This window comes from Psychrobacter sp. P11F6, from assembly GCF_001435295.1.
In the GTDB taxonomy this organism is placed as follows: domain Bacteria; phylum Pseudomonadota; class Gammaproteobacteria; order Pseudomonadales; family Moraxellaceae; genus Psychrobacter.
This window is the reverse complement of record NZ_CM003594.1, coordinates 2522755-2547303: the sequence shown is the minus strand read 5'-3', so window position 1 is coordinate 2547303 and position 24549 is coordinate 2522755. Positions and strand designations below refer to the sequence as shown.

Sequence of the window (24549 nt, the reverse complement as noted above, 5' to 3'; positions counted from 1 at the left end):
TAAGAAAAATATGGATTGGTAAAAATAAAAAAAGTGCTACTTACGCTGGCAAGTAGCACTATAAAGAGAGATGTTTCTAATTTGAAAATCTGTTTTCAAAGAATGATTTATACAAGGCTACTTTAGCAAGGAATCTCAGCATTAGGGCGACTGTAATACCACCATGTCAACACAATACAGAGAACATAAAAAACAATTAAAGCGATAAAAGTACCATCAACACCCAGTCCTGAACCAAACATTTTTGGGACAAAGAATGCGCCATAGGCCGCTATCGCTGAGGTAAAGCCAACCACTGCTGCTGATTCTTTACGTATCTCGACAAACAAGTCCTCTGTACCTGCTTTTTGAGGTTCAAGGCGTTCATGAAAGGTTCTGAAGATAACGGGAATCATGGTAAAGGTAGAGCCGTTACCGATACCTGTGGTAATAAACAGCACCATAAAGGAGATAAAGTATCCGACAAAGCTGCCCTCATGAGTCTCGCTAGGGAGGAAATACATCACCGCCACTACCGCCAATACCATCACGATATAGTTCCAAAAAGTCACTTTTGCGCCACTGGTTTTGTCAGATATCCAGCCACCTAAAGGGCGAAATAGCGCACCAACTAAAGGACCCAAGAAGGCAAACTTAAGCGCATCAATGGCAGGAAATGAGTTTTTAATCAGCATCGGAAACGCGGCTGAAAAACCAATGAACGAGCCAAAGGTCGCCATATATAGGATACACATGATCCAGTTATGTTTGCGTTTAAAGATAACCGATTGGTCTTTAAAGGAAGCTTTAGCAGTGGCAATATCGTTCATGCCAAACCATGCCAGTGCTGAAAATAGCAGAATAAAGGGTACCCAAATAAAGCCTGCATTTTGTAGATAGAACAGCTGACCGCTTGCAGAGACTTGCGGGTCGCCGCCTAAGCTGCCAAAGGCTGCTACCAATATAATCATCGGTACAACGAACTGCATGACTGACACGCCAAGGTTACCCAAACCCGCGTTTAGCCCAAGAGCAGTGCCCTGTTCTGCTTTTGGAAAGAAGAACGAGATATTGGACATGGAGGAGGCAAAGTTACCACCACCGAAGCCACAAAGTAGGGCAATGATGGCAAATATCATAAATGGCGTATCAGGATTCTGAACCGCAAAGCCCATCCATAATGCTGGAATTAACAGGGATAAGGTAGATATCGCTGTCCAACGTCGCCCACCATAAAAGAATAAAAAATTCGCAGCGTTGCCCCTGATAGTCCGGGCAGCGCGGCGAGCCAAAACAACTGCCCATCATCAAAATCAAAACCAATCTCTGGCAGACGGACGATGACGGCACTCCATACCATCCATACTGCAAATGCCAATAGCAACGATGGAATGGATATCCATAAATTTCTACGAGCGACTTTTTTGCCGCCTCCTTCCCAAAATTCTTCTACTTCAGGTCGCCAGTCAGTGATGAGCTTACCACCTTTGAAGTTGTAATTATTGCCCATGTTATTCCTCACTTAGTATCAGCTATGCCTAGTTATATTCAGTATTTTTTATCATCAAATGGCTGTCTAAACTTACAGTAAACCGTAGCGCTTACTCCTGTTATTGTTGATAACAAAGAGCCGCCGTACTGGCTTATGAGCGCTATGAATTACTTGCTCTTTCAAAAAATGATAACTCACGGTACTGTGTTATCCCGATGAAGAGTATTCATACATAGTGGTATACTGATGACTAAAAGGGGTATATTGCGAGCAGGTTTATCACTAAAATTTTGCTTGTCGATGGACTGCTAAGTGCGCTGTAGTATTTTTTATGCTGTGTATTTTTTGCCTTTGCGACGTTCAATTTTAAGATCTCAAATCTTTTGTGCAGAAAGTATCTGATGGGAGCGCTATTAATCATGTCTAATCTACGACGGCAGTCTTTGTTCCTTCATACTTGGATTGCTATTACGATCATCGCTACTTTGTTTTTGATGTCAGCGATAGGCAGCGGTGCGCTCGCTTGGGTCGCAAAGTCTGATGCTGAGGCGATTAATACCGCAGGATCGATACGCATGGCAACGTATCGCATTAGCTTTCAGTTAGCGACTGACTTTGCGGATAACCATCCTTTTAGCTCAAGCCTAAATATCAAACAAGATGGCTTAGATAGTGACAATGCGCCGCAGGTAGAAAAGCAAGACAGACTGGATTTCTCCAATAAAAGCGAGTCTGAAAAAATAGACATACTGGTTGAAGACATGGAGAGTCGTCTCAACAAATTACAAGCGTATCAACTGACCAGTGCCAACAGAGATAAGGCGATCAGTGAGCAATGGAGCCAGATAAAATCACAATGGTTTCGTGATTTAAAACCATCATTATTGGCACAAGACAAGCAAGGCTTTTATAGTGATTCAACCAAGTATATTGACGATGTTAATCGTTTTGTTGGCGCGTTACAGGATAGAAATGAGCAGCGTCAGACATGGCAGCAAAACCTACAAATACTATCACTGATACTGAGCATGATTATTATGCTGATAGGCGTACAAAGGTTACAGAACTCAGTGCTAACGCCTATTCAACAACTCATTAAAGCCAATCGGGCGTTTAAAGAAGGCAAATATGATACGAGAGTGTCTATCAGCGGTTATAGAGAATTTGAAGCGCTTGGCAATTCTTTTAACGGTATGGCTAGTACCATTGAGAGGTATCAGCGCTCACTTGAGAGTGAGGTACAGACAAAGACTCAGCATCTGGTAAAAGCCAACCAAGCCTTATCATTGTTTTATGATTTCTCAAAGCAATTGACCAGTAGTCCTGTGAGCTTACATCGGCTTGATGAATTGATTACTGGCTTTGGGTGTATATTCCCATATTTAGATTTTACGCTGTGTATCCAAAGCAATATTCTAACCAATAAAAACTCTATAGCCCTGCACGATGATAGGATGAAGGAGCTATGTACCAAACTCACTTGTGATAGCTGCTCTATTAAAGAAGACGTTTATACCCAAACGTTTCCGATTATTCATCAAGATATAGAATTTGGTGAGCTAAAGGTCAGACCAAAATCTGTCTTAATGACCAATAAAGCTTATGCAGAAGATGAGAAAAAAAGCGAGGAAGATTCAACACGTATCAAGGTAGTAGAGGTAGATAGTAGTTATTTGATTGCTAAAAATAATGAATTGATTGTTGTGCTGACCAATCTCGTCAGCACCGCCTTATCGCTACGCAGACAAAGGCAGCAAGACCATCAGCTTATTCTACTTGAAGAGCGCTCGACCATTGCTAGGGAGTTGCATGACTCTTTAGCACAGTCATTGTCTTATCTAAAAATACAAGTCAGCGTGCTCGAAAAACATCTGCCACTGTCTACTGATAAAGACAGTGGGCTGGTGGTGTTTGATGAGCAAAGTCAAATCAAGGTTGGGCAGCATATCAGTCAAATAAAAATGGGTCTGAACTCTGCTTATCATGAGCTGCGAGACCTATTGACGACTTTTCGCTTAACGATTGATAGCGGCAATTTTGATGAAGCTTTATATGAGGCGGCTGATGAGTTTGCGGTAAAAGGGCAGTTTGACATAAAGGTCAACAATCAAATCCTATCCTTGAATCTAACGGCAACCGAACAAGTGCACCTCATTCAAATTATAAGGGAGGCGCTGTCGAATATCAGTCGCCATGCTCATGCTAACTGCGTCACTATCGATTTGGTTTATGATGATGAAAGTAATTATGTAGCGATGATGGTCAATGATGACGGCATCGGCATATCAGGGACTGTCAATCAGACCCAGCATCATGGTCTAATGATTATGAAAGAGCGTGCCTATAAATTAGGCGGTGATTTGATCATCTCTAATAATGTGCCCGCAGGTACCAGTGTCATCGTCAGGTTTGTACCCAGTTTCTTTACGGATTATATGGCTGAGCAAAACTAAGTGAATCGGCTTAGTAAACGCTCTTAACCATTGCATTGTGTTTTTTGTACCATTTTTCAATTTGTGAGTATTTTATGACTACTAAAGTTTATACGTCTGCTTCTCCGGCTCGGCTACTATTGGTCGATGACCATCCTATGCTGCGCCGCGGTGTCGCAGAACTGCTCAGTCTCGAAAGTGATGTCACCGTCGTTGGTGAGGCGAATAACGGACAAGAAGCGTTGGATTTTTTGGCAAACAATCCGGTCGATCTGGTCATTCTAGATCATAAAATGCCAGTGTTGACTGGTATCGAAACCTTAAGAGAAATCAAGGCCAAAAATATTGACGTGGCTACCTTGCTATTTACAGTTTCTGACAGCGGAGAAGACGTGCAAGAAGCGTTGAAATTAGGGGTGGATGGTTATTTGCTAAAAGATATGGAGCCTGAGTTAATCATTGTCGATATTAGAAAAGTGTTGCGCGGTGAGCTGGTTATCAGCCCCAATTTGGCCTCAATATTGGCGCAAACATTACGTACACCAAGCATTGAAGATATCGCTGGCAATCTCACTACTAGAGAGCTGCAAGTGATTCAAATGATTGCTGAAGGCTTAAGTAATAAAATGATCGCCAACAAACTGGATATCGCAGAATCCACAGTAAAAGTGCATGTTAAGCATATTTTGAACAAAACTGGACTACGCACACGGGTAGAGGCAGCAGTATGGACCGTGAATCATTTGTCAAAGTAGTCGTTTGTCAAAATGGTTATTTATCGAAGTGGCTTTTTTTGAAATATCTAATTTTTGAAAATATTACTTTTTGAAAGCGCTATTTTTTATAAAAAAATCATGGGTCATCTGAATAACCCCTATGACATGTCTAGATAGCTCTCTATATAAGTCAAAAAAAGCCACCGAGCAGTGATGCTGGGTGGCTTTTTTATTTTATAAGGTAATCAAATTAGCCTTCTTCAGCGGCAATTTGACGATCGACCGAGGACATTTTGTATTCGTCACCAAAGGCATCTTCAGGCTCTTTTAACCAGAAGAAACAAAGTACCCAAGCGATAAATGCACCTATCGCAATGATAAAAAAGAACTGATTTGGTTCGACCAAGGTAAATATAAATAGGTAGAACACAGCGCCCACGTTGCCATAAGCACCCGCCATACCAGAAATTTGACCCGTTAAGCGCCGTTTAATTGAGGGGATAATACCAAAAGTTGCACCTTCTGCCCCTTGCACAAAGACTGAGCATAGAATCGTAAAGACGACCGCGATAAACAATGGCCACTCTGCATTCAGCAATCCCATCAATCCAAAGCCGATACCGATACCGAACATGTATACCAACATCACCAAGCGACGATTGCCGACCTTGTCAGAGATATAGCCGCCAAGTGGTCGCGCCCATAAGTTAACAAAAGCAAAGGTCGATGCGACTAACCCTGCGACGGTAGGGTCGAGCTTCCACGTTGCGGCAAAGAACATTGGTAGCATAGAGACGACCGCCAGCTCTGCGCCAAAGTTAGCAAAGTAGGTGACATTTAGGGCGGCAACAGAGGTAAAGGGGTATTTGTCATCCTCAGGGATACCCGCTTTGAGCATGGGTACGTTGACACTGATGGCTTTGTAAATTTGGTAAATAACCACCACAGCGATGAGAGTATAAAACCCCCAAGCGCCTGTTTCGCTCAGGAATCCCATGTTTTTAGTACGATAAACCAATACACCCAATACGCCATATAAAGGAATAATAAATAGGCAATATAATAATAAATCTCTCCAACTTGATACCTCTAAAGCACCCGCCTTACGTGCTTTTTTATGGGTATCTTGTGTAGGACCATCGGTGATTAAAAACCAATAGGCCACCCCGTAAGCGGCCATCAGTAAGCCAGATAATGCAATTGCCCAGCGCCAACCGTCATCACCACCAAAGAACTGTAGCGCAACCGTGGGAATAGTAATCGCTGCGGCAGCTGAACCAAAATTACCCCAGCCTGCATAAAATCCTTCGGCAAAGCCAATGTCTTTTGGCTTAAACCAAAGGGCGGTCATGTGAATGCCAACGACGAACCCTGCGCCCACGATAGACATAAATAGGCGAGCGACGAAAAGCTGCATCGCGGAATTACCAAACGCGAAGAACCATGTCGGTATCGCCATGACGACCATCAGTATGGAAAACACGCGACGCGGACCGAAGCGATCCAATGCCATGCCGACTACCACTCGCCCTGGAATGGTCAAAGCAACGTTGGCAATGAGAAATAATTTGATGTGTTCAGAAGTTAGATAGCTTTCGGCCTCTAGCATAGAAGTGGCTAGTGGCGCCATATTGAACCAGACGTAAAAGGTCAGAAAAAAAGCAATCCACGTATAGTGAAGCGCTCTTATATCACGGCGTTCAACCTCAAGTAGCTCTTTTGCATGCATGACAAGTATTCTCCACCGTCGAACTGGATAGTTTAGATGGAGTTAATGTAGCAATAAGTAAGCTCGCTAACCATTAGGCGAAAGCAGTATGAATGTCATTTCACATACTACTTAATGGGGATTAAAAAGTGGCTTTAATATCCTATATATTGATGGTTAACTAAGATGATATGAGGATAGCAATACATTTGAAAATATGATGCGCTATAGTAATAACCATTACTGTACGTGTTTTTCTCGTTTATTAATAGAATTTTATTCTCAAGTACGCTGTTAATAAAAAGGATTTGGATACACCCATCAAATTAGCCAAGGAGTTACCATGAGTCATACTGTCGCCTCAAACCCCGTCATACCCAGCCATTGGAAAATAAAGCGTTCGACCCACTTTTTTACTAAAGATAAAGTCCCAAAAGCCTTGCTGACTCATCACAATACAGCAGAGGGCGTATACGGCCAAATTTGTGTCATGCAAGGCACGGTTACCTTTTATGGCTTTGCTGATGAAGCCGCCACTGAACCTGAAAAAACCATTGCTATTAAAGCAGGTCAGTTCGCTGTCAGTCCGCCTCAATATTGGCACCGCGTAGAATTAAGTGATGATGCCCAATTTAATATTAATTTTTGGACAGAAGCAGATACTGGTAATAAGTCGCTGTTCAATAGCTCAAAGATACACAGCAAGCCTATCGAAAAGTTGTTTGATCAGTCGGATGAATCATAAGGGCTATATATATGAATCAGCTATTAAAAATATCCTATTTATAAGCAAAAAAATAAGGCCACGAATGGCCTTATTGTATTAAGAGTTTTGATAGTAAGGATAATCATTATAGCCAATTTCGGTGCCACCATACATCGTGGTAGGATCTGCCTCATTGAGTGGCCAATGATTGGCGATGCGCTCAGGTAAATCGGGATTAGCAATAAAGGGACGACCAAAAGCAAATAAGTCACCATAACCTTTAGCTAGCATATGAACCGATTTTTCCGTCGTGTATTTACCCGCATAGATAATACGTCCTGAAAACTCCGCTCTGACGGCTTGATAAAACGTCTCTGGTAAATCAGGAGCATTGTCCCAGTCAGCTTCTGCAATAGATAAATAAGCGATACCCGCTTGTTCAAGTACTTTAATCGCTTCAATATACGTATGATGTGGATCTGATTCCACTAGTCCTAAATATACGCGAGTCTCATCTGTGCTAGCAAACAGCGGTGCGAAACGTACGCCTAAGCGATCAGCGCCAACCACCTCACTGACGGCAGCTACGATTTCTTTTAAGAAACGCAAGCGATTGGTCAATGAACCGCCATATTGATCATCACGTGTGTTGCTATGCTCAGAGATGAACTGATTCACCAAATAGCCATTGGCACAATGCAGTTCGACGCCATCAAAACCTGCCTCCAATGCATTGCGTGCGGCTGCCGCATACATAGCGACCAGTTCACTAACTTCATCAGTACTGAGTGCGCGTGGCTCACTAGGATCGGCTAACGCGCCTGCACCTGGTGCTGTTTCGATAAATACTTTTACATTGTCAGCAGTGATAGCTGATGGTGCAATTGGCTGAGCGCCTTGTGGTTGTAAGCTGGTATGAGACACGCGACCCACATGCCAAAGCTGAGCGAAAATGATACCACCTGCTGCGTGTACCGCTTGAGTAACCTTTTTCCAGCCTTCGATTTGGGCATGCGAATGTATGCCTGGCGTCCACGCATAACCTTGACCCCTTGGCTCAATTTGCGTGCCTTCAGTGACCATAAAACCTGCAGAGGCGCGCTGGGCATAGTAGCTTGCCATTAATTCATTAGGAATATTGTCCGGTTGCGTGCTGCGAGAGCGTGTCAACGGTGGCATGACAATACGGTTTTTTAACGTATATGGTCCAAGTGTGACAGATGCAAATAATGGGCTGGTATCGATATTAGATGGTTCCATAAAATTCTCTTTTAAAACAAATAGATTGGGTTATTGTTTAAACCATTGAGCTTGTTTTGATGTTTTATTGCTGCGTAAGTAAGGTTGGCAAGCATAGAGTTTTATGGATACAATCGGAAACAGAATTTTGTTGTTTAAGATACAATTATAAATGGTACATATTATGAATGGAATTAACCGACTTGATATCAAGCAGTTGCGAGTGCTACATGCGTTGCTTGATCTAAAAAATCTCTCACAAGTCGCGCGCAAAATGGGGCTGACACAGCAGGCAATCAGCGAACAATTACGTAAGCTGCGTGATTTGTTTGATGATCGTTTGTTTATTCGTCAAGGCAATAGCATGGTGGCAACTCCCAAAGCGCTATCGATGCAGCAACCCATTAGTCGTATATTAGAGCAGTTAGAAGCACTGTTAGAGCCAGATGTGTTTTCGCCACAGACTTATAAAGGCGTGTTTACGATTAGCGCAACCGACTATGCGACGCAGGCATTATTACCGCAGTTGTTTCATATAACGCGCCGCGACGCGCCTGATTTGAAGTTAATTGTGCGTGATTTTGCCTCAGACAATGTCAATCAGCTTATTGCGGCAGGCGAGCTTGATCTGCTGATTACTTTCCCAGAATTTATCCCTGATAACTTGGCTTATGTGACGCTGCTTGAAGAACAACATTTTTGCATTACTGGTTGTAATAATAATTTTACAACAGAGCCGCTGTCACTGGCGCAAATTGCTGCACACTCGCAGCTGGTGGTGTCACCTTCACGCGCTAACTTACGTGGTTCTCATGATCAGTGGTTTGCAGAAAAAGGTCTTAAACGAAATATCGTTATGTCCGTTCCTAGCTTTTCTGCGGTGCCAGATATCCTTTATACAACCGATATGATTGCATTTTATCCCTCTCGTTTATTGCCAAACAGTCGGGTTAAAGAGCTTAAAGTGGAAGCCTTGCCACCCACATTTAAGGTGATCGCAGCATGGCATCCACGTACCAGTCACAGTGGTATACACCGTTGGCTGATTGAGCAGTTACAGCAGTTATCCAAGTCTGACTAGGGCATGACCTTAGTTCTATCTGCATTTTTAAAATGAGGACATGCCCTAGAGCGTTATCGCTTTTATTTTTCGTCATTAGTTTTACTAAAGCCATTTTCATCAAAGCTGCTTTTATCCAAACTAACATTACTGATGCCAGAACTACTTATGCCAAAGTCCTTTGATTGCTTCCCACTGCTGAGTAAATATTGAGTCATTGCCGTTGGTGGATTGATTGGCTTTTGGCAATATGTGCTCGTAATAAGTACCCTTAAGGAGCTTAGTTAGTAGACCTTCGCCGATGAAACCTTTGCCATCGTTGAGTGTATTGGCGGCTTTTAGTAATTGACGGATATCGTATTGTAATGGGTTTATATCGGGGACTTGTTTCTGTACATTCAGTAGCTCATAAACTGCGACACGAGCAGTACGAACAGAGCTCTCCATGGTAAATACCACATCATTATGTGTCTCGACGAACTGACCGACTAGACCCATATTGACACAACCATTAGGGACTATCTCAGGACGATCACCTTTAGCACGGGGCATAAACATCGAGGTAATGTAGGGCATATAAGCCGTTCTGACGATGGTATTGGCCATGATATTCTCTATATCATCGAGGATGCCAAGGTGATGACAGAGTTCGCTCAAGATCTCTTTGCCTGTACATTCTGGGATGGGTTTTTTGACATAATTGCCTTCTTTATCCATAAACAAGGCATATAGCCATACGACTAGCGTGTCTTCTGGCTGATCAGGGAAATGCGGTTGACGGTTACAAGTAAAGCTCATCAACCAGTTTGAATCCGTAATCGTAATGATGCCACCGGTCACTGTTTTACCCGTATAAGGGTCGTTGACAGACAGCGTTTTGAGCTTATCAATAAAGGCAGACGGCTGGCAGGTCAACGTCGCCGACATCCAAGCAGATTTATCCACATGCTGATTAAATTTTTCTGGGTGACCAAAGACGGCAGATTGTTTAGCCAGATTATTCCATACTTTCCAACCAGACGATTGCCCCATGCTGTCTTTTGTGAAGTCTAGCGTCGGCGCAGTGTTATCATCACCATAGCGGGTATCTTCGGTCATGGAGCCAGTCGTCACGATGACGAAATCATTGCTGCCCATAGGAATGGTAGTTTGCTCACTCGCTTTCTCCGTGATGATGGCTTTGACCTTTTTGGTGCCTGTTACTTTATCAGCATGCTCAAACTCAATGTCTAAATTGGTAACGAGCGTGTCATACTGAAACTGCACGCCTTTATCTTTTAAATAATTTTGTAATGGCTTAACAAAGCTATCAAATTGGTTGTATCTTGGGAATACCAGTGCAGACATGTCGTTTAGACCGTCCAATGCATGTAAAAAGCGATGCGTATAAAGCTTAAACTCAAGTAAGCTGTGCCAGTTTTCAAAAGCAAACATGGTTCGCCAAAATGTCCAGAAGTTACTACTCAAAAAGCTGTCATCAAAATACTCTTCAATAGTGATATCGTCTAGCTCTTCCTTGGGTTTTAATAGCAAACGAATCAGAGCGAGTTGGTTGGTTTTACTCAATCCCAGTTGACTAAAGTCTTTTATCTCACCTTGCTTATGGATCAGGCGTGCAATAGAGTAATTGGGGTCGGTGTCATTTGCTATGCGATACTCATCCAAGGTGCTATAAGGCACAGGCATTTCAAGAGCGGGGATATCTTGGAATAAATCCCAAAAGTTTTCGTAAGTGAAATCCATTTCACGACCGCCGCGCACCATATAACCCGTCTCAGGATTGCCGCTACCATCTAAAGAGCCACCAGCCACGTCAAGATGCTCTAAAACGGTAATGTTTTCAGCGGATACTTTGCCATCTCGGATGCAGTAATAAGCACTGGCCAAACCTGCAATACCGCCCCCAACAATATAAACCTTACTGTCCTGATAAGCGTCAGTGGGCGTCCCAATATTGCGCTGATAATTACCAATTTGGTCAGGGAAGGGTAAGCGTTTGCCTGGTATGTTTGCTACACGGGTTTTACTGGCATCAGGCTGATGGATAAATGTGTCGTGGTCTACCGGATTATTGGTTTGAGTCTTCATAATTTTCATAGGTTCATCCTTATTGAGTAAGACTGATATAAAAGGTTATTTGACTAAAATGAAGGGTTTATAGACAGACTATAGGGTGTTTTTATTAAACAATAATGACATCGGTTGAAAGTAATATAAGTACTTATTTGCCAAATTATGCGTTATCCATTGGCTAATGGCTGGCTATTTATGATGGTTGCTAACCACAATAAATTCTATGCAATTACGTAGGTGCTGTTTCATACGCTCCAGCAACGGCACAACCTTGATAGCTTTTATTATCATAAGTCAACGTCACCGTAAATTCATTTTGATAGCCATTATCGTCGGTACAAATCTGGCTATTTATATTCATAATAATAGGCTTGCCGCTAACGGTACTCACGTATTCCACACCTTCGGCATAGGTCGAACGAGAGACAACGATGGTCGTTGGTCTCAAAAAATCTGCTTCAATGCTGAGTTGGTTGCCATCAATTACTGTGCGCCAACTTTTTTCTGTATTACCAAAAGCGGTGAATGCTGATAACGGTTCTTTGGGGCTGGACGGCTCCACGCTTAGCTGTTCGTCAGCGTTTTCTTTTGTCGTGTTGGTAATGATAGCTGTTGATTCTTTTGCCGTGGTTGGTGGATGACTACTACAAGCCATTAGTGAAAGACTGCTTGCTAAGCACAAAGTACTAAAAAACAAAGAGCGCATCGCTTTTCCTTTAATATTTAAAAGAGAAAGACTTTGTGAGCGCCTTTCTTTAGGGTTAGTTGAATAGCTGTATGAGCGAGTTATATCAAGCTCTGAGTGTACAACAGATAGGCTTTGCAATCAGTGATAAGTGACGGTGATCCGCGATATTATATAAAATACAAACACACCCTCTATATTAGTATTATTAATATAACATATGTATAAAATTTCACAGTACAGAACAAGATAAACTTGGCAGACTCTATAATCATAGAGATATTGATGACATAAATAGAAAAATGAGCGATTGACTTGAATATGAAGAAGCCACTTAAAAAATAAGTGGCTTTTTTGTGCCTTGCAATGGCTGATGATAGTACAGCTATAGTCAAGGAATTTTAGAATCGCTACAAGGCGACCGACCGCAGATAGTACACTGAGTACATATAGGGCGGGTAACACCGTAGCAGTTTAAAAGTGCTCTGACTATATGCGCTCAATAAGCTGCATGATGTTATTGATGATAAAAAGAGAGCAGCGCTAAATGAGTACAAGGTTGTATCTATCAACGGCAAGCTAATTGTTGTTAATTAAAAGGTGCTGGTCAACAGATAAGAAAAAAAACTTTTGTCATCATATTGTCATGACGGCATCGTATCCTTGAGCCCACTATAAATGGTGGTTGCGTATCACTGATGTCTTTATTCATTAAGTGATGCATTGATGATGGTAGACGCATCAATATAAGGTTTATCTATGAGTGTTGCTGGTCGGCTTGGTAGTATTTCCACACGCATGCTGATTATTTTAGCATTGGCTTTTTTACTAATTATCCTGATGGTGTATTGGGTTATTGAGACTCAAGCTAAGCCTCGTATATTGGAGATGACTTCAGAGACAGTGGTTGAAACGGGTAACGAAGCCATTAATAGTATTATGGCGAATATCAGCCATGTCGACGGACTGGCAAAGGCAACCAGTGCGATGGCGGGCGGCTTGCCAAAAGAAGACGGTCTTTATAGAGAAACCTTTGGTAATCTCATGCAACAGACCGATCAACGGATTGTGGGCGGCGGCGTGTGGTTTGATCCAAATATGTACGCTCAAAACCGAGAGCGTCAGTCGTTTGTGTGGGCGCGTGATGACGCAGGCAACATGCAGCCGTTAGAGCAGTATAATCAAGTGCGCCAAACGCCGAGTCCCTATTATAGAGAGTGGTGGTACATTCCTGCGATGTACGCACGCCATGACCACTGTGTCTGGAGCCGTGCGTATGTCGATCCGCAAAGCAATCAGCCGATGATGACGTGTGCCAAGGCATTGTATGACAGTCGCAATCAGGCTTTTGATGGGGTAGTGAGTTTTAATCTGCTATTAGATAACCTCGATGAAGCCATGAAAAAGTGGCAAGATAAGCTGGGTGGTTATGTCTTTTTGGTAGACTTGGACAATCGATTTTTGACCTTTCCTGATCAATCTATGGTCACGCAAGCGACTGAAGATAATCCGCAAGGCGAAATGGTAACCGCACATCAATTGGCCGAGAAACATTCAAGCTTTGCCCCTATTGCGGACAGCCTATATAGCATTAATCAAACACTCATCGATGAGGCAGTTGCCAAAGATGAAAGTCGTTATACGCTCGCGGCACGTAGTATTTTGAGTACGACCAATCTGAATAAAATCAGCGAACAAGAATCCAAGTTGCTGTCAGCATTGCTGCTATTGAATATTGACCAAACATTTAATCTGGTAGACAGTCACTTGATTGAGACCATCGCTGTGCCCAATGATTTTGTGTTGCAGCAGCCCGCCACCGCCTTTGTGTTTCGCATGCCATTTACCTATTGGAAGATGGTCATCGTCAAGCCCAATACTGACATGATGAGCGTGGCAAATGCGTTGTCAAACCAGCTGATTCAAACCATGCTACTGGGTTTTATTCCTATTCTGTTGTTGACCGCGTGGGTGTTCCGTCGCTACTTTACACGACCACTAAAATACATGGCACTAGCAGTGGCTGATATGGGTGCATTAATTGAGCAAAAAAAATATCAACAATTAAGCGCCCTTAAACTGCCACACTCAAATGTCAGCGAGATTCAAATCATCAGCGAGCAGACCAACCAATTGATCGACCGCGTCGTCGAGAATGAAGGCGCGCTTGCCGAAATCAATGTTCATCTAGAAAAACAAGTCGCTGCCCGCACCCAAGACTTGCAGCAAGCCATGGATGAGTTGAAAGCCTCACAAGTGCATCTGGTGCGCTCCGAAAAAATGGCTACATTAGGTCAAATGGTGGCTGGCGTGGCGCATGAGGTCAATACGCCGCTGGGCTATGTGCGAAGTAACATGGAGTTGGTTGGTGATAATCTCGTGCGTTTTGATGAATTGCTACAGCATACCGATCAATTATTGCAGGCGTTAAAAGCACCAACTATCAATCAAGAGCAAGTCAAGCAGCTGATAGAGCAAACCTTACAATGTTGCGAGGAAATCAAAGAAGATGAAGTCAGTGAAGATTTGGCAGATTTAATCAAAGATGGACTGTATGGCGTCGATCAAATTGCTGAACTGGTCGTCAGCTTGCGCGACTTTTCTCGACTTGACGAATCCAAAGTAAAAGATATCGATATCAATGACTGTATCAATACCTCATTGATTATGGCTCGCAATAATTTAAAAACCTTAGACGTCAATACCAATCTAGCGGAGCTGCCGCTGATTCAATGTAATCCTTCACAAATTAACCAAGTATTACTAAACCTATTTAATAATGCCGCCCAAGCCATGCCGCCAGATCATAAAGGGACATTGCAAGTCAGCTCGTCTGTCGATGAGGCGCAGCAATATATCGTGGTACGCATTATAGACAATGGATCTGGTATCAAAGAGGATGTTTTAACGCATATCTTTGAGCCGTTTTTTACCACCAAAAAAGCAGGCGATGGCACAGGGTTAGGATTGGCCATTACGGCACAAATCATTGAACAACATAGTGGACGCATTGAGGTTAGCTCAGTCGTTGGCGCGGGCACGACGTTTACTCTCATGCTACCGATACAGTCTATCGTTCATGAAAAGAAACCTGCGCAAGTCTTATTTGAAAGTTGAGAGACTTCCAACCATTTATTTAAAGAGAGCGTCATGCAAAAACCAAAAATCGCTTTTATCGATGATGAGCCGCGTATCTTGCGCAGCTTAAAAATGCATTTTCGCCAGTCACATGACGTATTTATTACTACCGATGCCACTGAGCTAATGGAATATGTCAGCACGAATGAAGTACAAGTGGTCATCAGCGACCAACGCATGCCAGATAAGCAAGGTACGGAAGTATTGAGTGACATCAAAGCAGCTTCACCAAATACTATTCGTATCTTGTTAACTGGTTATGCGGATCTAAATGCCGTGATGGATTCTGTGAATGAGGGCGAAATTTATCGCTATATCACTAAGCCATGGCAAAATGATGAACTCAAAAAAATTGTTAATAAAGCCACAGAAATTGCTCAGCAAACGCAAGAAATCACACAAAATACTATGGAAAATGATGCAACTCAAAACTGTGTTAATAGTGGCACGGTTAGCAATCGCAATATATTGGTATTAGACGATGATGAGAGTGTCTATCAACAAATAAAAAGTCATTTTAAGAGCGCTTATACCGTGAGCTGGGCGAGTAACCTTGAAGAGGCCGCAAAGTTATTACAAAAAAAACGCTTTGGTGTCACGATTACAGATTCGACGCTCAATAAAGAAAATATTACCCCCATCGTTTATGCCTTAAAAAATATCCAGCCAGATCTGATGGTGCTGATGTTGACTGAATTCAAAGATGCCCATATGGTCATTGAATTAATTAATAAGGGTCAGGTATATCGCTGTCTACCACGTCCGACTAACTTCTCTATCATGAGTATCAGTCTTGATCGGGCTTTCGATCATCACGAACGATTGGTGCAGCAGCCGATACTGGCAGCTCGTCATCATGTTGAAGAAGTGCCGGAGTCAGAGGCTTTTAATTTTTCTGAAAGGCTAAAAGGTTTCTTTGCTAAATTCAGAAGTTGGCGCATTAGCAGATAAAAAAATAGGGCACGTTAAAAATGCCCTATCCATAATTTAAAATATCATTGCCTCCTATGTACATGAGAGACGTTTTTATTGCTCGTGATTCATTTGCTCGTGATTCATTTGCTCGTGATTCATTTGCTCGTGATTCATTTGCTCGTGATTCATTTGCTCGTGATTCATTTGCTCGTGATTCATTTGCTCGTGATTCATTTGCTCGTGATTCATTTGCTCGTGATTCATTTGCCCGTGTCCACCATGCATATTGGCCATGATCATCGGCACCGCTATGACGGCTAAGCCAGATAATATCATGATTACGCCATTCACTTGCCTTAAGCGCAAACGCCCGATTTGATTGCGCATCCAGTTGACCGTTCCGTGCGTAGCGACGAGCATGGGTACGGTTCCTAGACCAAAGACAAACATTAACACGGCACCTGTGAGCGGGTCATGACCGACGACCGCAATAAGTAATGCGCCATAAACGAGACCACAGGGTAAAAATCCCCATAATAAACCTGCTGTTAATGCTCGAGGAAAAGTGTTTAAGGGGAATACTTTCTGCCGCAGAGGTGATAAAGCTTGCCAAAAATGCATACCAAGGCGTTCAAGCTTGTTCAAAAAAGGCAACCCTAGCATGGTTAATCCTACAAATACCAAGACCAACCCTAGTAGAATGCGAGGTGTGCTATTGCCAACCATTAAAGGGGTCAATACCGTAGTGCCAATCACTCCAGCAATTAAGCCCAATAGGGCATAACTGAGTAAGCGCCCCAAATGGTAAGTCGCAATGAGGCCGCGTTTTTTTGCTGGACTGGTTTCTTTCATCGATAGTCCGAATGCGGTGACGATACCGCCACACATACCTAAGCAATGCGGCGAACCAAAAAATCCCATTAAGAATGCTGCAATTAATAGTGCTATAGTCATGAAGGTGCTTCCTAAGATATAAGATAAATAAAATCTGTTGAAGGTTTAATCGTTATGTTAGTCAGTTAATGACCTATCTTAATGACACCTAAAACTTATAGTTGACACCCACATACAATGATCGTCCCGCGCCAGGAACGGCAGTGCCCCAGTTAGAACCGCTACCTATTTCGCCATTCATCGACATGGTTTTGCCTTGACCCATGTATGCGCCCCCTAGAGGTAGGGCATAGTTTTTATCGAATACGTTATCGATACCAGCCTCAATTGCTACCTCTTTAAACTGATAGCCTGTACTGAGATTTAAGAGACCATAACCCGCCGTTTTAATTTCGTTACGAGGGGTTGAGATATCATTTTTAGCCGCGACGCCCACCACTTCGATTTGGTTTGTCCAACCATTATTTTCCCGATTCAGGGCAACACTGCCATTGAATGGCATGATGTTATATAAGTCTGAGCCGCTGTCTTTATTTTCCCCTTTGGTATAGCTTAAGGAGCCTACTATATTCCAGTACCCCCAAGCATTTGCTGCCAGCTCCCGATTGGCTGAGATATCTATGCCATATATCTCAGCATCTTGGTTGGTATAGCGCAGCACATTATATTGATTCGCTGTTTGAGTGCTAGCTGCTGTGTTTGCCATGGGGTTCCACTGTACGGCATCGACATAGTCGTCAATTTTTGAATAGTAAGGAGTGGCTTTAACGCCCCAGCTATCATCAGCACCGCGCCAGTCTAAGGTGGCAGATAGGGTGTTAGATTTTTCTGGGCGTAGATTAGGATCACCAAAATAGCCATTACCGTCACCAACGGTATTGTTCATGATAGCCGCCATTTTCCAAGTGGACCAGGTATAGCGTTCATATAAGCTTGGCGTGCGCTCTTTGTGCGATAGACCTAAGGCTAGATTTTTTTGTGAATCAATGTCGTAGCGTGCGAGTGCAGTAATATCAAAGTTATTATCGGTGGTTCGGCGGTCACTGGCATTAAAGTTAGCGCTATCTCGCAGCTGATTGGTCATATTGTTTTGACCATCGATTTGATAGCCATGTACTTCATCAGCACTGGTACGTACGTTTTCATAGCGAGCGCCAAGCTGGGTGCTCCAGTCAGATGAGATGTCTTTTTCCCATTCGCCATAGATACCGATGCGCTGACGCTGACCATTGTTGATATTTTGAAAATCGTTTGGCGACATCATACCGTTGCCAGATGCCGCCCACGTGTCATCGAGCGTGTAGTCTTGATATTCAGCACCTATATTGAGCGTGCTTTGATTGGTTAAATCGATAATACCTTTAAGATTGGCACCGCTGGTCTCGCTACTGGTGTACATCGGCATACCTTTGGCATTACCGTACACGAACTGTTTGTCTTCCCCAAAATTCATATAGTGATCGACATCTTCATGATAGGCCTGTGCTTCTAACTGTCCCCAATTTAACTCGCTTTTGTAGCGCAAATTAATGCGGTCAAGCTGATTGTCGAGCATGTCCATCCGCTGATTTGGATATAACTCTTTTGGGACGTTTTGCCAAAAATAAGTGCCTTGTAGTAGATGATTGCCGTTCTTATAAGCCACATCTACTGACTGGTTTTTGCTTTCATAGGCGGTTGAACCAACTTCGTCTTTCGCTAAGGCTTTACCAGCGTTCCCTGTCTCTGTATAAGATTTAAAATCACCACCAGCTTTATAATTATCCGCCTGCGCAAAGCTGCCTTTATAGGTGAGGCTAAGCTGATCATTTGCAGCTGTGGTAGATAAATTGGCGCCATAAGCGTCACCATTACTACGATAAAATGTGCCGATTTCACCTGAGGTTAATATGTCGCTATCCGTTGAAAACATAGGCTCTGCTGTCTCGACAACGATAGTACCGCCAATGCTATTACCACCGACACTCACAGGCGTCACACCTGCATAGACGGTGGTCTTGTCTATAGCGCTTGGCGCAATATAAGACAAGGGTGAGTTCATACTGTTTGGACAGGAGGCGATTGAGTCAACGCCATCTACTAAGATACGCAGACGGTTGTCCGCCATGCCTCTTATCACGGGCAAGTTTGAGATGCCACCGGCACTTTGGACATTTAGACCGGATATTTTTGTCAGTATGGTGGCTGTATCACTGCTTGCCACTTGTTTGCTGCTAATAAATTTTTGATCAAGGGTGGCGGCTGTCCCAAGTGCATTGGTACTAGAGCGCTTATCCGCTGCTGTCGCATAAACGACGATTTCTGGCAATTGAATATGTGGCTCATCATCCGTAGTAGGCATGTGCGCCTTTACGGTTGTGGAATCCGCATAAGCGCTACTGATATGCAATAAAGACAAGGCTAAAACACTTAGTTTTAAAATAGGTACAGCGTTCATTGATGAAGATAACATCTTACTTTCCTAGAAATTCGCAAAAATATTTTATGAAATCGGTTATTCAGTTTTTACCAAGAGGCAATGTAAGCCAAGGTAAGCCAAGCCATTTATGGACTTAGACTAAGCATTTACCGAATATTTTCCGATATAAATAGATAGCATTTTGAGCACAATATTATGAGCACAGTTTTGAGCGCAATGTTTTAGGCAAACGCATACAAGTGCCTCAATCAGAGCATCAAATAAGCGCGTTGATTGAGAGCATTGTCACTAATGCTCTAGGGCGTGTCCTCAATTCAATCGATTACTTTCTAAATGGGCTAAAAATGGCTAAATTTTGCCAAACATCATCAAATAGCTTATTAATATCTCGATATTATTTGCGCTACTTTCCTTGTTTGACGGCAATTTATCTCATGTTTATCACCATTTTTAAAATGAGAACACGCCCTAAAAATATTGGACTATAAATGTAGATAGTTATGTGAGTGTGACTGGAGGAGCGCGTGCGAGGGGTCGTAAAAAATTACTAGGAGAGTAGGTATGTGAGCGATACAAAAACGTGACTGAGACGATAGACAGCTCAATCAAAGCCGAGTCAGTATGTGTAAAAGCGACTGGCAATAGTGCCGCAGACATGGCAGTGCAAAGGTCACAGCCAGTGTATTTTACAGCATCAGGGTTAGATTCAGAGCTTTCAACCTTATCTTTGCTATATAAGGCTTCCTGTGAAGGTGCTGCGTCAACCGTTATGACTGGCTTAACGGTCGCAGGCGATGCTAAAGATAGGGATGCATTATGATGAAGGAAGTGACGAGCGGCACTATCAATGGGTATGTTGTGATTCGTTTGCGCAATATCAGTCTGTATTTGCTCATACTGCTTAGCTGCCGATACAATCGGTGCAAGCTCTGCACAGATACCATGACCTAAGTGGGCATTATCATCCCATAGAGGTGTGAGCAACAGCGTGATGTGCATGATCCAAGCAAAACACGCGACCAACATGCCGAACCACATCGTTACCGGTGATGAATATCGTAAAACAAGCTTGCGGCGCTTAGTAGACATGATAGGGTCATCGTATTACCAGCATGCTGATGATGCATAGGTAACATTTATAAGTAAGGAGGTGTGCTAACTTGAAACGTCAGTTTAAAGCATTTTAGAAAGAATACTTAACAAAATAGACATTATCATTAACAATGCCATTCTAAGACAAGGGGTATGCTTTTTACAAGTCTTGTATAGAGATATATTGGGCATTCTAGAGAAATCGGTCACAGCGTCGACATATTTGCTCAGCCTGCTATTTGCTGTACTTTAAATTGTCGTACCTTAATTTGCCGTATTATCCTTTGCTGTACCTATTCATCTTGTACGGAGAAGACTATATGACTGAAGTAGCTAGACGATAACCAAGCAAATGGGAAAGAGCTAATAAACCCCAGCGGAAAAGATAGGCTAATGTAATGCGGAGTGCGATTTTTTGTTTTACGCGACCAATATTGATGGTGCTAGCGACTTAAAAATAGTGAAATTTTTCGGTAAAAAAGAACAATTTAACAACTATTGCTCTCTATACTGTTTTTCTCGATAATATCGATTTTTCTCTCTAATTCTATAATCTGTAACTTACAGCTCTTATAGTGATCTTCTTGATTGCCCTCTATGTCCTTAAGGGTTTTTTGATAGATACGGTTGTACAGTGAGGTTAGGGCTTTTTTAATTGTTTTGATTTCTTTTGAAGATAAATCCATTTGTTTATCAAAATCAGGTGCTTTTATTTTTGCACATAGCTCAAAAAGTGCGAGATTAAAATCTTGATAGTATTGCTGCACTGAGTTTTCTTTTGATTGATCGCTATACTGGATGTTTTTTTTCATCAGAATGAGCAAAGCACTATCAATCAAGTTTTTTTCATAATCTGTCAAACATAAGTAATGGTTCATTACATCGATTCTCAGTTATTTAAAAATTGCTATTCAGAAGACCATAAGTGTGGCTACTTTAAAAAAATCCCAACGCCAACGACTCTTGCAAAATACTTATCTAGCCTGCTTAGTTTGGTCTTCACTCCTTAAAAGTCTTTATTGTGATGCGGCATATCGTCAATGGCTTTGAATAATCAACGCATTTTATAGGGTGAAAATGAAAGTATCGTGACAACGTCTACACTTTATAAAAAATATGCCAAAGCCAGTCACCCTAATCTATATATAAGATATCTTTTCATTCGCTATTACTTGCCCGTCTAGAAAAGCGCCAATATAACGCTTATAGCGTACCACTTAAGAAACCTTCCCTCATTAAGGTTACCTTTCTTTAATCTTCATAAATCTACTTAACGTTTGAATCATTTATCATTCTCGTTGTCGATAGAGCAAATTTTTATCACGATGCTTTTTATCACGTGAATGCTTTGCTTGATATTGAGTAAAGCAGTTTCAACCACAACTCATAACTAATATGACTTTATACGAGAAAAAATAATGAAAAAAATAATGATAAGTTCAATACTAGCCATTACTGCTTGCTTCACAATGGTCAGCCAAGCAAGTGCTGCGCCGCAAATTGCTAAACATCATGTTGCTCAAGTGAAGCATCAAAAGGTCAATGCAAAGTTTGATAATAAACATCAGCATGTTAAGAAAAAGGCAGTAGTGTCAAAGCATCAATCAAAAAAAGCAGCGGCTCATCTCAAAGCAAAAAGCAAATATCAAGCTAAGCATACTCATGGACACCGTTCTTAATCGTTCAGCTGACTGATATAAAAATAGCGCCCATATTAGGCGCTATTTTTTTGTTTCGTTGTTATGTAATAAGTGCTATGTGACGAAAGCTATGTAACAAAGATAATAACTACTGACTGTTTAAAGTCACCGTCTTAGTACTACCATTACTACTAGGCTGACTCAGTGTCACTTTGCTTGCTAAGATATCGCCTTTGGCATTGATCTTGTAGCATTCTGATGAAGTGCCTGCAGGGTCAAAGCTGAGTAATAGATTGCCTGAGGTTTCTATGCAGAACCATGCGGTATTATTCGTATCACGCGATAAAGACCAGTCTTGGTTATAAGTCCCTATCTTGTTACGCATGCTGCTATCGGCATAGACATTTTCCGTCAGTAGCTTACTAGAAGCGCCTACCGTCGCCATTTTAGGAATGGTGGTCGTCTGGTTAGATAGTGAGTATTTACCTGTACCGTCTGTAAAACCATGGAATATCAGTGGATTCAGGGTGAAGTAATTGATAGCGACTGATTGATTGGTGATTTGATTATTCGTCTTATTGATGGTGTTTATTTCGGTACCTTGTACAGATTTATTATTAAATATCATACTGCCTTTAGGCGTCACTTGAATCTCTGCTGACACGCTTTGACTGTCGACAACCGCAACTAATTTATCACTGCGTTGTTTGGTATAGATGTTGAGCATGGCAGTCTCAACAGGGTATTGAGTGACGATACCATTGACATTATTGTTTTGACCCGTGTTCCCTGTCATTCCACCAGCACAAGCGCTTAAACCCAGTCCTGCTGCAATACATAAACTTAGTGTCTTCATTCTTTTGTCCTCAACTTTTAAATGTATGATTTGATATCTACTATAATCGAATTTTTAAACAATGACATCTGCTAACTGTCTTAGACTTTGCTATTTTTAGTCCGCCCATACCAACGGTACTTCGTGAAATTAACGAGAGATTACTGAGAGAGTATTGGTACAAAGCGATGATAGTAGCCAACGATTTTATAGTATGGCTGCACTGCAGCAATTATGACCAAATGTTCTATCGATACCGCATTAAGAGAGATTAATGACTTAATAGAGCAGGGGATGCCGCAAGAATTTCAAGCTTCGGGGCGCATTACGAGTTATGAGTTGAATTTATAATAAAAATTATTTGGTTGAGAAAATCTGCAGGCCACAAAAAAGCCAGACAACTGAAATTGTCTGGCTTTTTGTGCAGAATCTTTTATCAGCTATCCTAATTAGCTAACCATTAACCATCAATCTATGGTTGCGCTACCGCTTAGAACTTCGACCTTTTGCAGGGCGCTTACCATTTGCAGCAGGTTTGCCATTGCCTACAGCCTTCTTGCTATTACCAAAAGGACGTCTATCTTTACCTTTAGAACCCGCTGGTTTTCTAGCATCATCCTTGGCGTGTTTTTTATTGCCCTTTGCTGCCCCCGCTGATTTCGAAGACGTTTTTGTCTTTAATGAATCATCAGTACGAGCATTTTTTCGTGGCGCATTACGAGATTTCTTGCCCGGATTACTGGCATCTGAAGAAGAACCTTCTATGGACTTAAGTAAAACAGACAACTCTTTTTCGGTTAAATCTCGCCAGTCTCCAACGGGAGTACCTTTAAGACTGACATTCATAATCCGCGTACGCTCAAGCTTCACCACTTCATAGCCAAAATGCTCACACATACGACGAATTTGACGGTTTAAACCCTGCACTAGCGTGATGTTAAACACGGTGGGTGCCACCTTAGTAACCTGGCATTTCTTGGTCATCTTCCCAAGCATTGGCACGCCACCAGCTAAACCCTCAATAAAACTATCTGTTATCGGCTTGTTCACCGTCACCAAATATTCTTTCTCATGGTTATTACCAGCACGAAGTACCTTATTAACCAGATCACCATTACTGGTCAAAAAGATCAAACCTTGAGAGTCTTTATCCAAACGTCCAATTGGAAAAATACGTGTACTATGTCGAACGAAATCAACGATGTTATCTTTTTCTGAAGCTTCCGTAGTGCTCACAATACCTACGGGTTTATTCAAGACAATGAACACAAAATCATCCGCCTCTCGCGGCTCAATGAGTTGCCCGTTGACTTTTACCGTATCTCCAGCAACCACTTGATCGCCTACTTGAGCACGCTTACCATTGATGTATACATTACCTTGTTCAACAAAGCGGTCAGCGTCTCGCCTGGAGCAAATACCGCTTTCGCTGATGTATTTATTTAAACGAGTTGAGGAAGCGTTAAACATAAAGCACCGTTTTACCTGATAAGAAGCATTTTTTTACTAAGAAAAAAGCCTAAATT

At 42.2% G+C, this 24549-nt stretch carries 18 protein-coding genes and 1 pseudogene; 8 read left to right on the top strand and 11 right to left on the bottom strand.

The window, feature by feature from the left end; genetic code table 11:
• Positions 1 to 122 precede the first annotated feature (122 nt).
• A pseudogene (locus tag AK822_RS10425) lies at positions 123 to 1489 on the bottom strand (NarK family nitrate/nitrite MFS transporter).
• A 401-nt stretch (positions 1490 to 1890) separates the two neighbouring features.
• Here AK822_RS10425 and AK822_RS10420 point away from each other — a divergent pair.
• Together AK822_RS10420 and narL are read left to right on the top strand one after the other, a co-directional pair.
• Positions 1891 to 3924, top strand: a complete 2034-nt coding sequence (locus tag AK822_RS10420; RefSeq protein WP_228139014.1) for a histidine kinase — start codon at positions 1891 to 1893, stop codon at positions 3922 to 3924.
• 74 nt (positions 3925 to 3998) lie between these two features.
• Complete coding sequence (gene narL / locus AK822_RS10415; protein ID WP_060491595.1) at positions 3999 to 4658, top strand: two-component system response regulator NarL; 660 nt, start codon at positions 3999 to 4001, stop codon at positions 4656 to 4658.
• Between the two features lie 211 nt (positions 4659 to 4869).
• On the opposite strand, the gene AK822_RS10410 is transcribed toward narL, so the two are convergent.
• A complete protein-coding gene (locus tag AK822_RS10410; protein ID WP_060491594.1) occupies positions 4870 to 6348 on the bottom strand; it encodes an MFS transporter in 1479 nt (492 codons plus the stop codon).
• A 322-nt stretch (positions 6349 to 6670) separates the two neighbouring features.
• Here AK822_RS10410 and AK822_RS10405 point away from each other — a divergent pair, with 322 nt between their 5' ends.
• Positions 6671 to 7072 (top strand): TehB family protein, encoded by a 402-nt coding sequence (locus AK822_RS10405; protein ID WP_060491593.1) that lies wholly within the window; start codon positions 6671 to 6673, stop codon positions 7070 to 7072.
• Positions 7073 to 7150: 78 nt separating this feature from the next.
• On the opposite strand, the gene AK822_RS10400 is transcribed toward AK822_RS10405, so the two are convergent.
• Entirely contained in the window at positions 7151 to 8278 is a 1128-nt protein-coding gene (locus AK822_RS10400) for an alkene reductase (protein WP_228139086.1), read from the bottom strand.
• A 178-nt stretch (positions 8279 to 8456) separates the two neighbouring features.
• Between AK822_RS10400 and AK822_RS10395 the strand changes: the two genes are divergently transcribed.
• Positions 8457 to 9353 carry a LysR family transcriptional regulator gene (locus AK822_RS10395; RefSeq protein ID WP_060491591.1) on the top strand — a complete coding sequence of 299 codons (897 nt, stop codon included), beginning with the start codon at positions 8457 to 8459 and terminating at the stop codon, positions 9351 to 9353.
• 141 nt (positions 9354 to 9494) lie between these two features.
• On the opposite strand, the gene AK822_RS10390 is transcribed toward AK822_RS10395, so the two are convergent.
• Together AK822_RS10390 and AK822_RS10385 are read right to left on the bottom strand one after the other, a co-directional pair.
• A complete protein-coding gene (locus AK822_RS10390) occupies positions 9495 to 11429 on the bottom strand; it encodes an oleate hydratase (protein WP_060491590.1) in 1935 nt (644 codons plus the stop codon).
• Between the two features lie 205 nt (positions 11430 to 11634).
• Positions 11635 to 12111: a hypothetical protein gene (locus AK822_RS10385; protein WP_060491589.1), complete on the bottom strand. Its 477-nt coding sequence runs from the start codon at positions 12109 to 12111 to the stop codon at positions 11635 to 11637.
• Positions 12112 to 12849: 738 nt separating this feature from the next.
• Here AK822_RS10385 and AK822_RS10380 point away from each other — a divergent pair.
• Complete coding sequence (locus AK822_RS10380; RefSeq protein ID WP_060491588.1) at positions 12850 to 15207, top strand: ATP-binding protein; 2358 nt, start codon at positions 12850 to 12852, stop codon at positions 15205 to 15207.
• A gap of 33 nt (positions 15208 to 15240) precedes the next feature.
• A complete protein-coding gene (locus AK822_RS10375) occupies positions 15241 to 16179 on the top strand; it encodes a response regulator (RefSeq protein ID WP_060491587.1) in 939 nt (312 codons plus the stop codon).
• Between the two features lie 75 nt (positions 16180 to 16254).
• Here AK822_RS10375 and AK822_RS10370 read toward each other — a convergent pair whose 3' ends face one another.
• The 4 genes from AK822_RS10370 to AK822_RS10355 all read right to left on the bottom strand — a co-directional run bounded on the left by AK822_RS10370 (position 16255) and on the right by AK822_RS10355 (position 21426).
• A complete protein-coding gene (locus AK822_RS10370) occupies positions 16255 to 17097 on the bottom strand; it encodes a sulfite exporter TauE/SafE family protein (RefSeq protein ID WP_060491586.1) in 843 nt (280 codons plus the stop codon).
• Between the two features lie 88 nt (positions 17098 to 17185).
• Positions 17186 to 19489, bottom strand: coding sequence for a TonB-dependent receptor (locus AK822_RS10365; RefSeq protein WP_060491585.1), 2304 nt, complete (start codon positions 19487 to 19489; stop codon positions 17186 to 17188).
• 465 nt (positions 19490 to 19954) lie between these two features.
• Positions 19955 to 20545 carry a hypothetical protein gene (locus tag AK822_RS10360; RefSeq protein WP_157292407.1) on the bottom strand — a complete coding sequence of 197 codons (591 nt, stop codon included), beginning with the start codon at positions 20543 to 20545 and terminating at the stop codon, positions 19955 to 19957.
• Positions 20546 to 21036: 491 nt separating this feature from the next.
• Positions 21037 to 21426, bottom strand: a complete 390-nt coding sequence (locus AK822_RS10355; RefSeq protein WP_060491583.1) for a hypothetical protein — start codon at positions 21424 to 21426, stop codon at positions 21037 to 21039.
• Between the two features lie 540 nt (positions 21427 to 21966).
• Between AK822_RS10355 and AK822_RS10350 the strand changes: the two genes are divergently transcribed.
• Entirely contained in the window at positions 21967 to 22227 is a 261-nt protein-coding gene (locus AK822_RS10350) for a hypothetical protein (protein ID WP_157292405.1), read from the top strand.
• Positions 22228 to 22336: 109 nt separating this feature from the next.
• Here AK822_RS10350 and AK822_RS10345 read toward each other — a convergent pair whose 3' ends face one another.
• On the bottom strand, positions 22337 to 23044 hold the full coding sequence (locus AK822_RS10345; protein WP_060491581.1) for a hypothetical protein: 708 nt from the start codon (positions 23042 to 23044) through the stop codon (positions 22337 to 22339).
• A gap of 213 nt (positions 23045 to 23257) precedes the next feature.
• Between AK822_RS10345 and AK822_RS14720 the strand changes: the two genes are divergently transcribed.
• Positions 23258 to 23374, top strand: coding sequence for a cell filamentation protein Fic (locus tag AK822_RS14720; RefSeq protein WP_087945628.1), 117 nt, complete (start codon positions 23258 to 23260; stop codon positions 23372 to 23374).
• A 132-nt stretch (positions 23375 to 23506) separates the two neighbouring features.
• On the opposite strand, the gene rluF is transcribed toward AK822_RS14720, so the two are convergent.
• Complete coding sequence (gene rluF / locus AK822_RS10340) at positions 23507 to 24493, bottom strand: 23S rRNA pseudouridine(2604) synthase RluF (RefSeq protein WP_060491580.1); 987 nt, start codon at positions 24491 to 24493, stop codon at positions 23507 to 23509.
• Positions 24494 to 24549 lie beyond the last annotated feature (56 nt).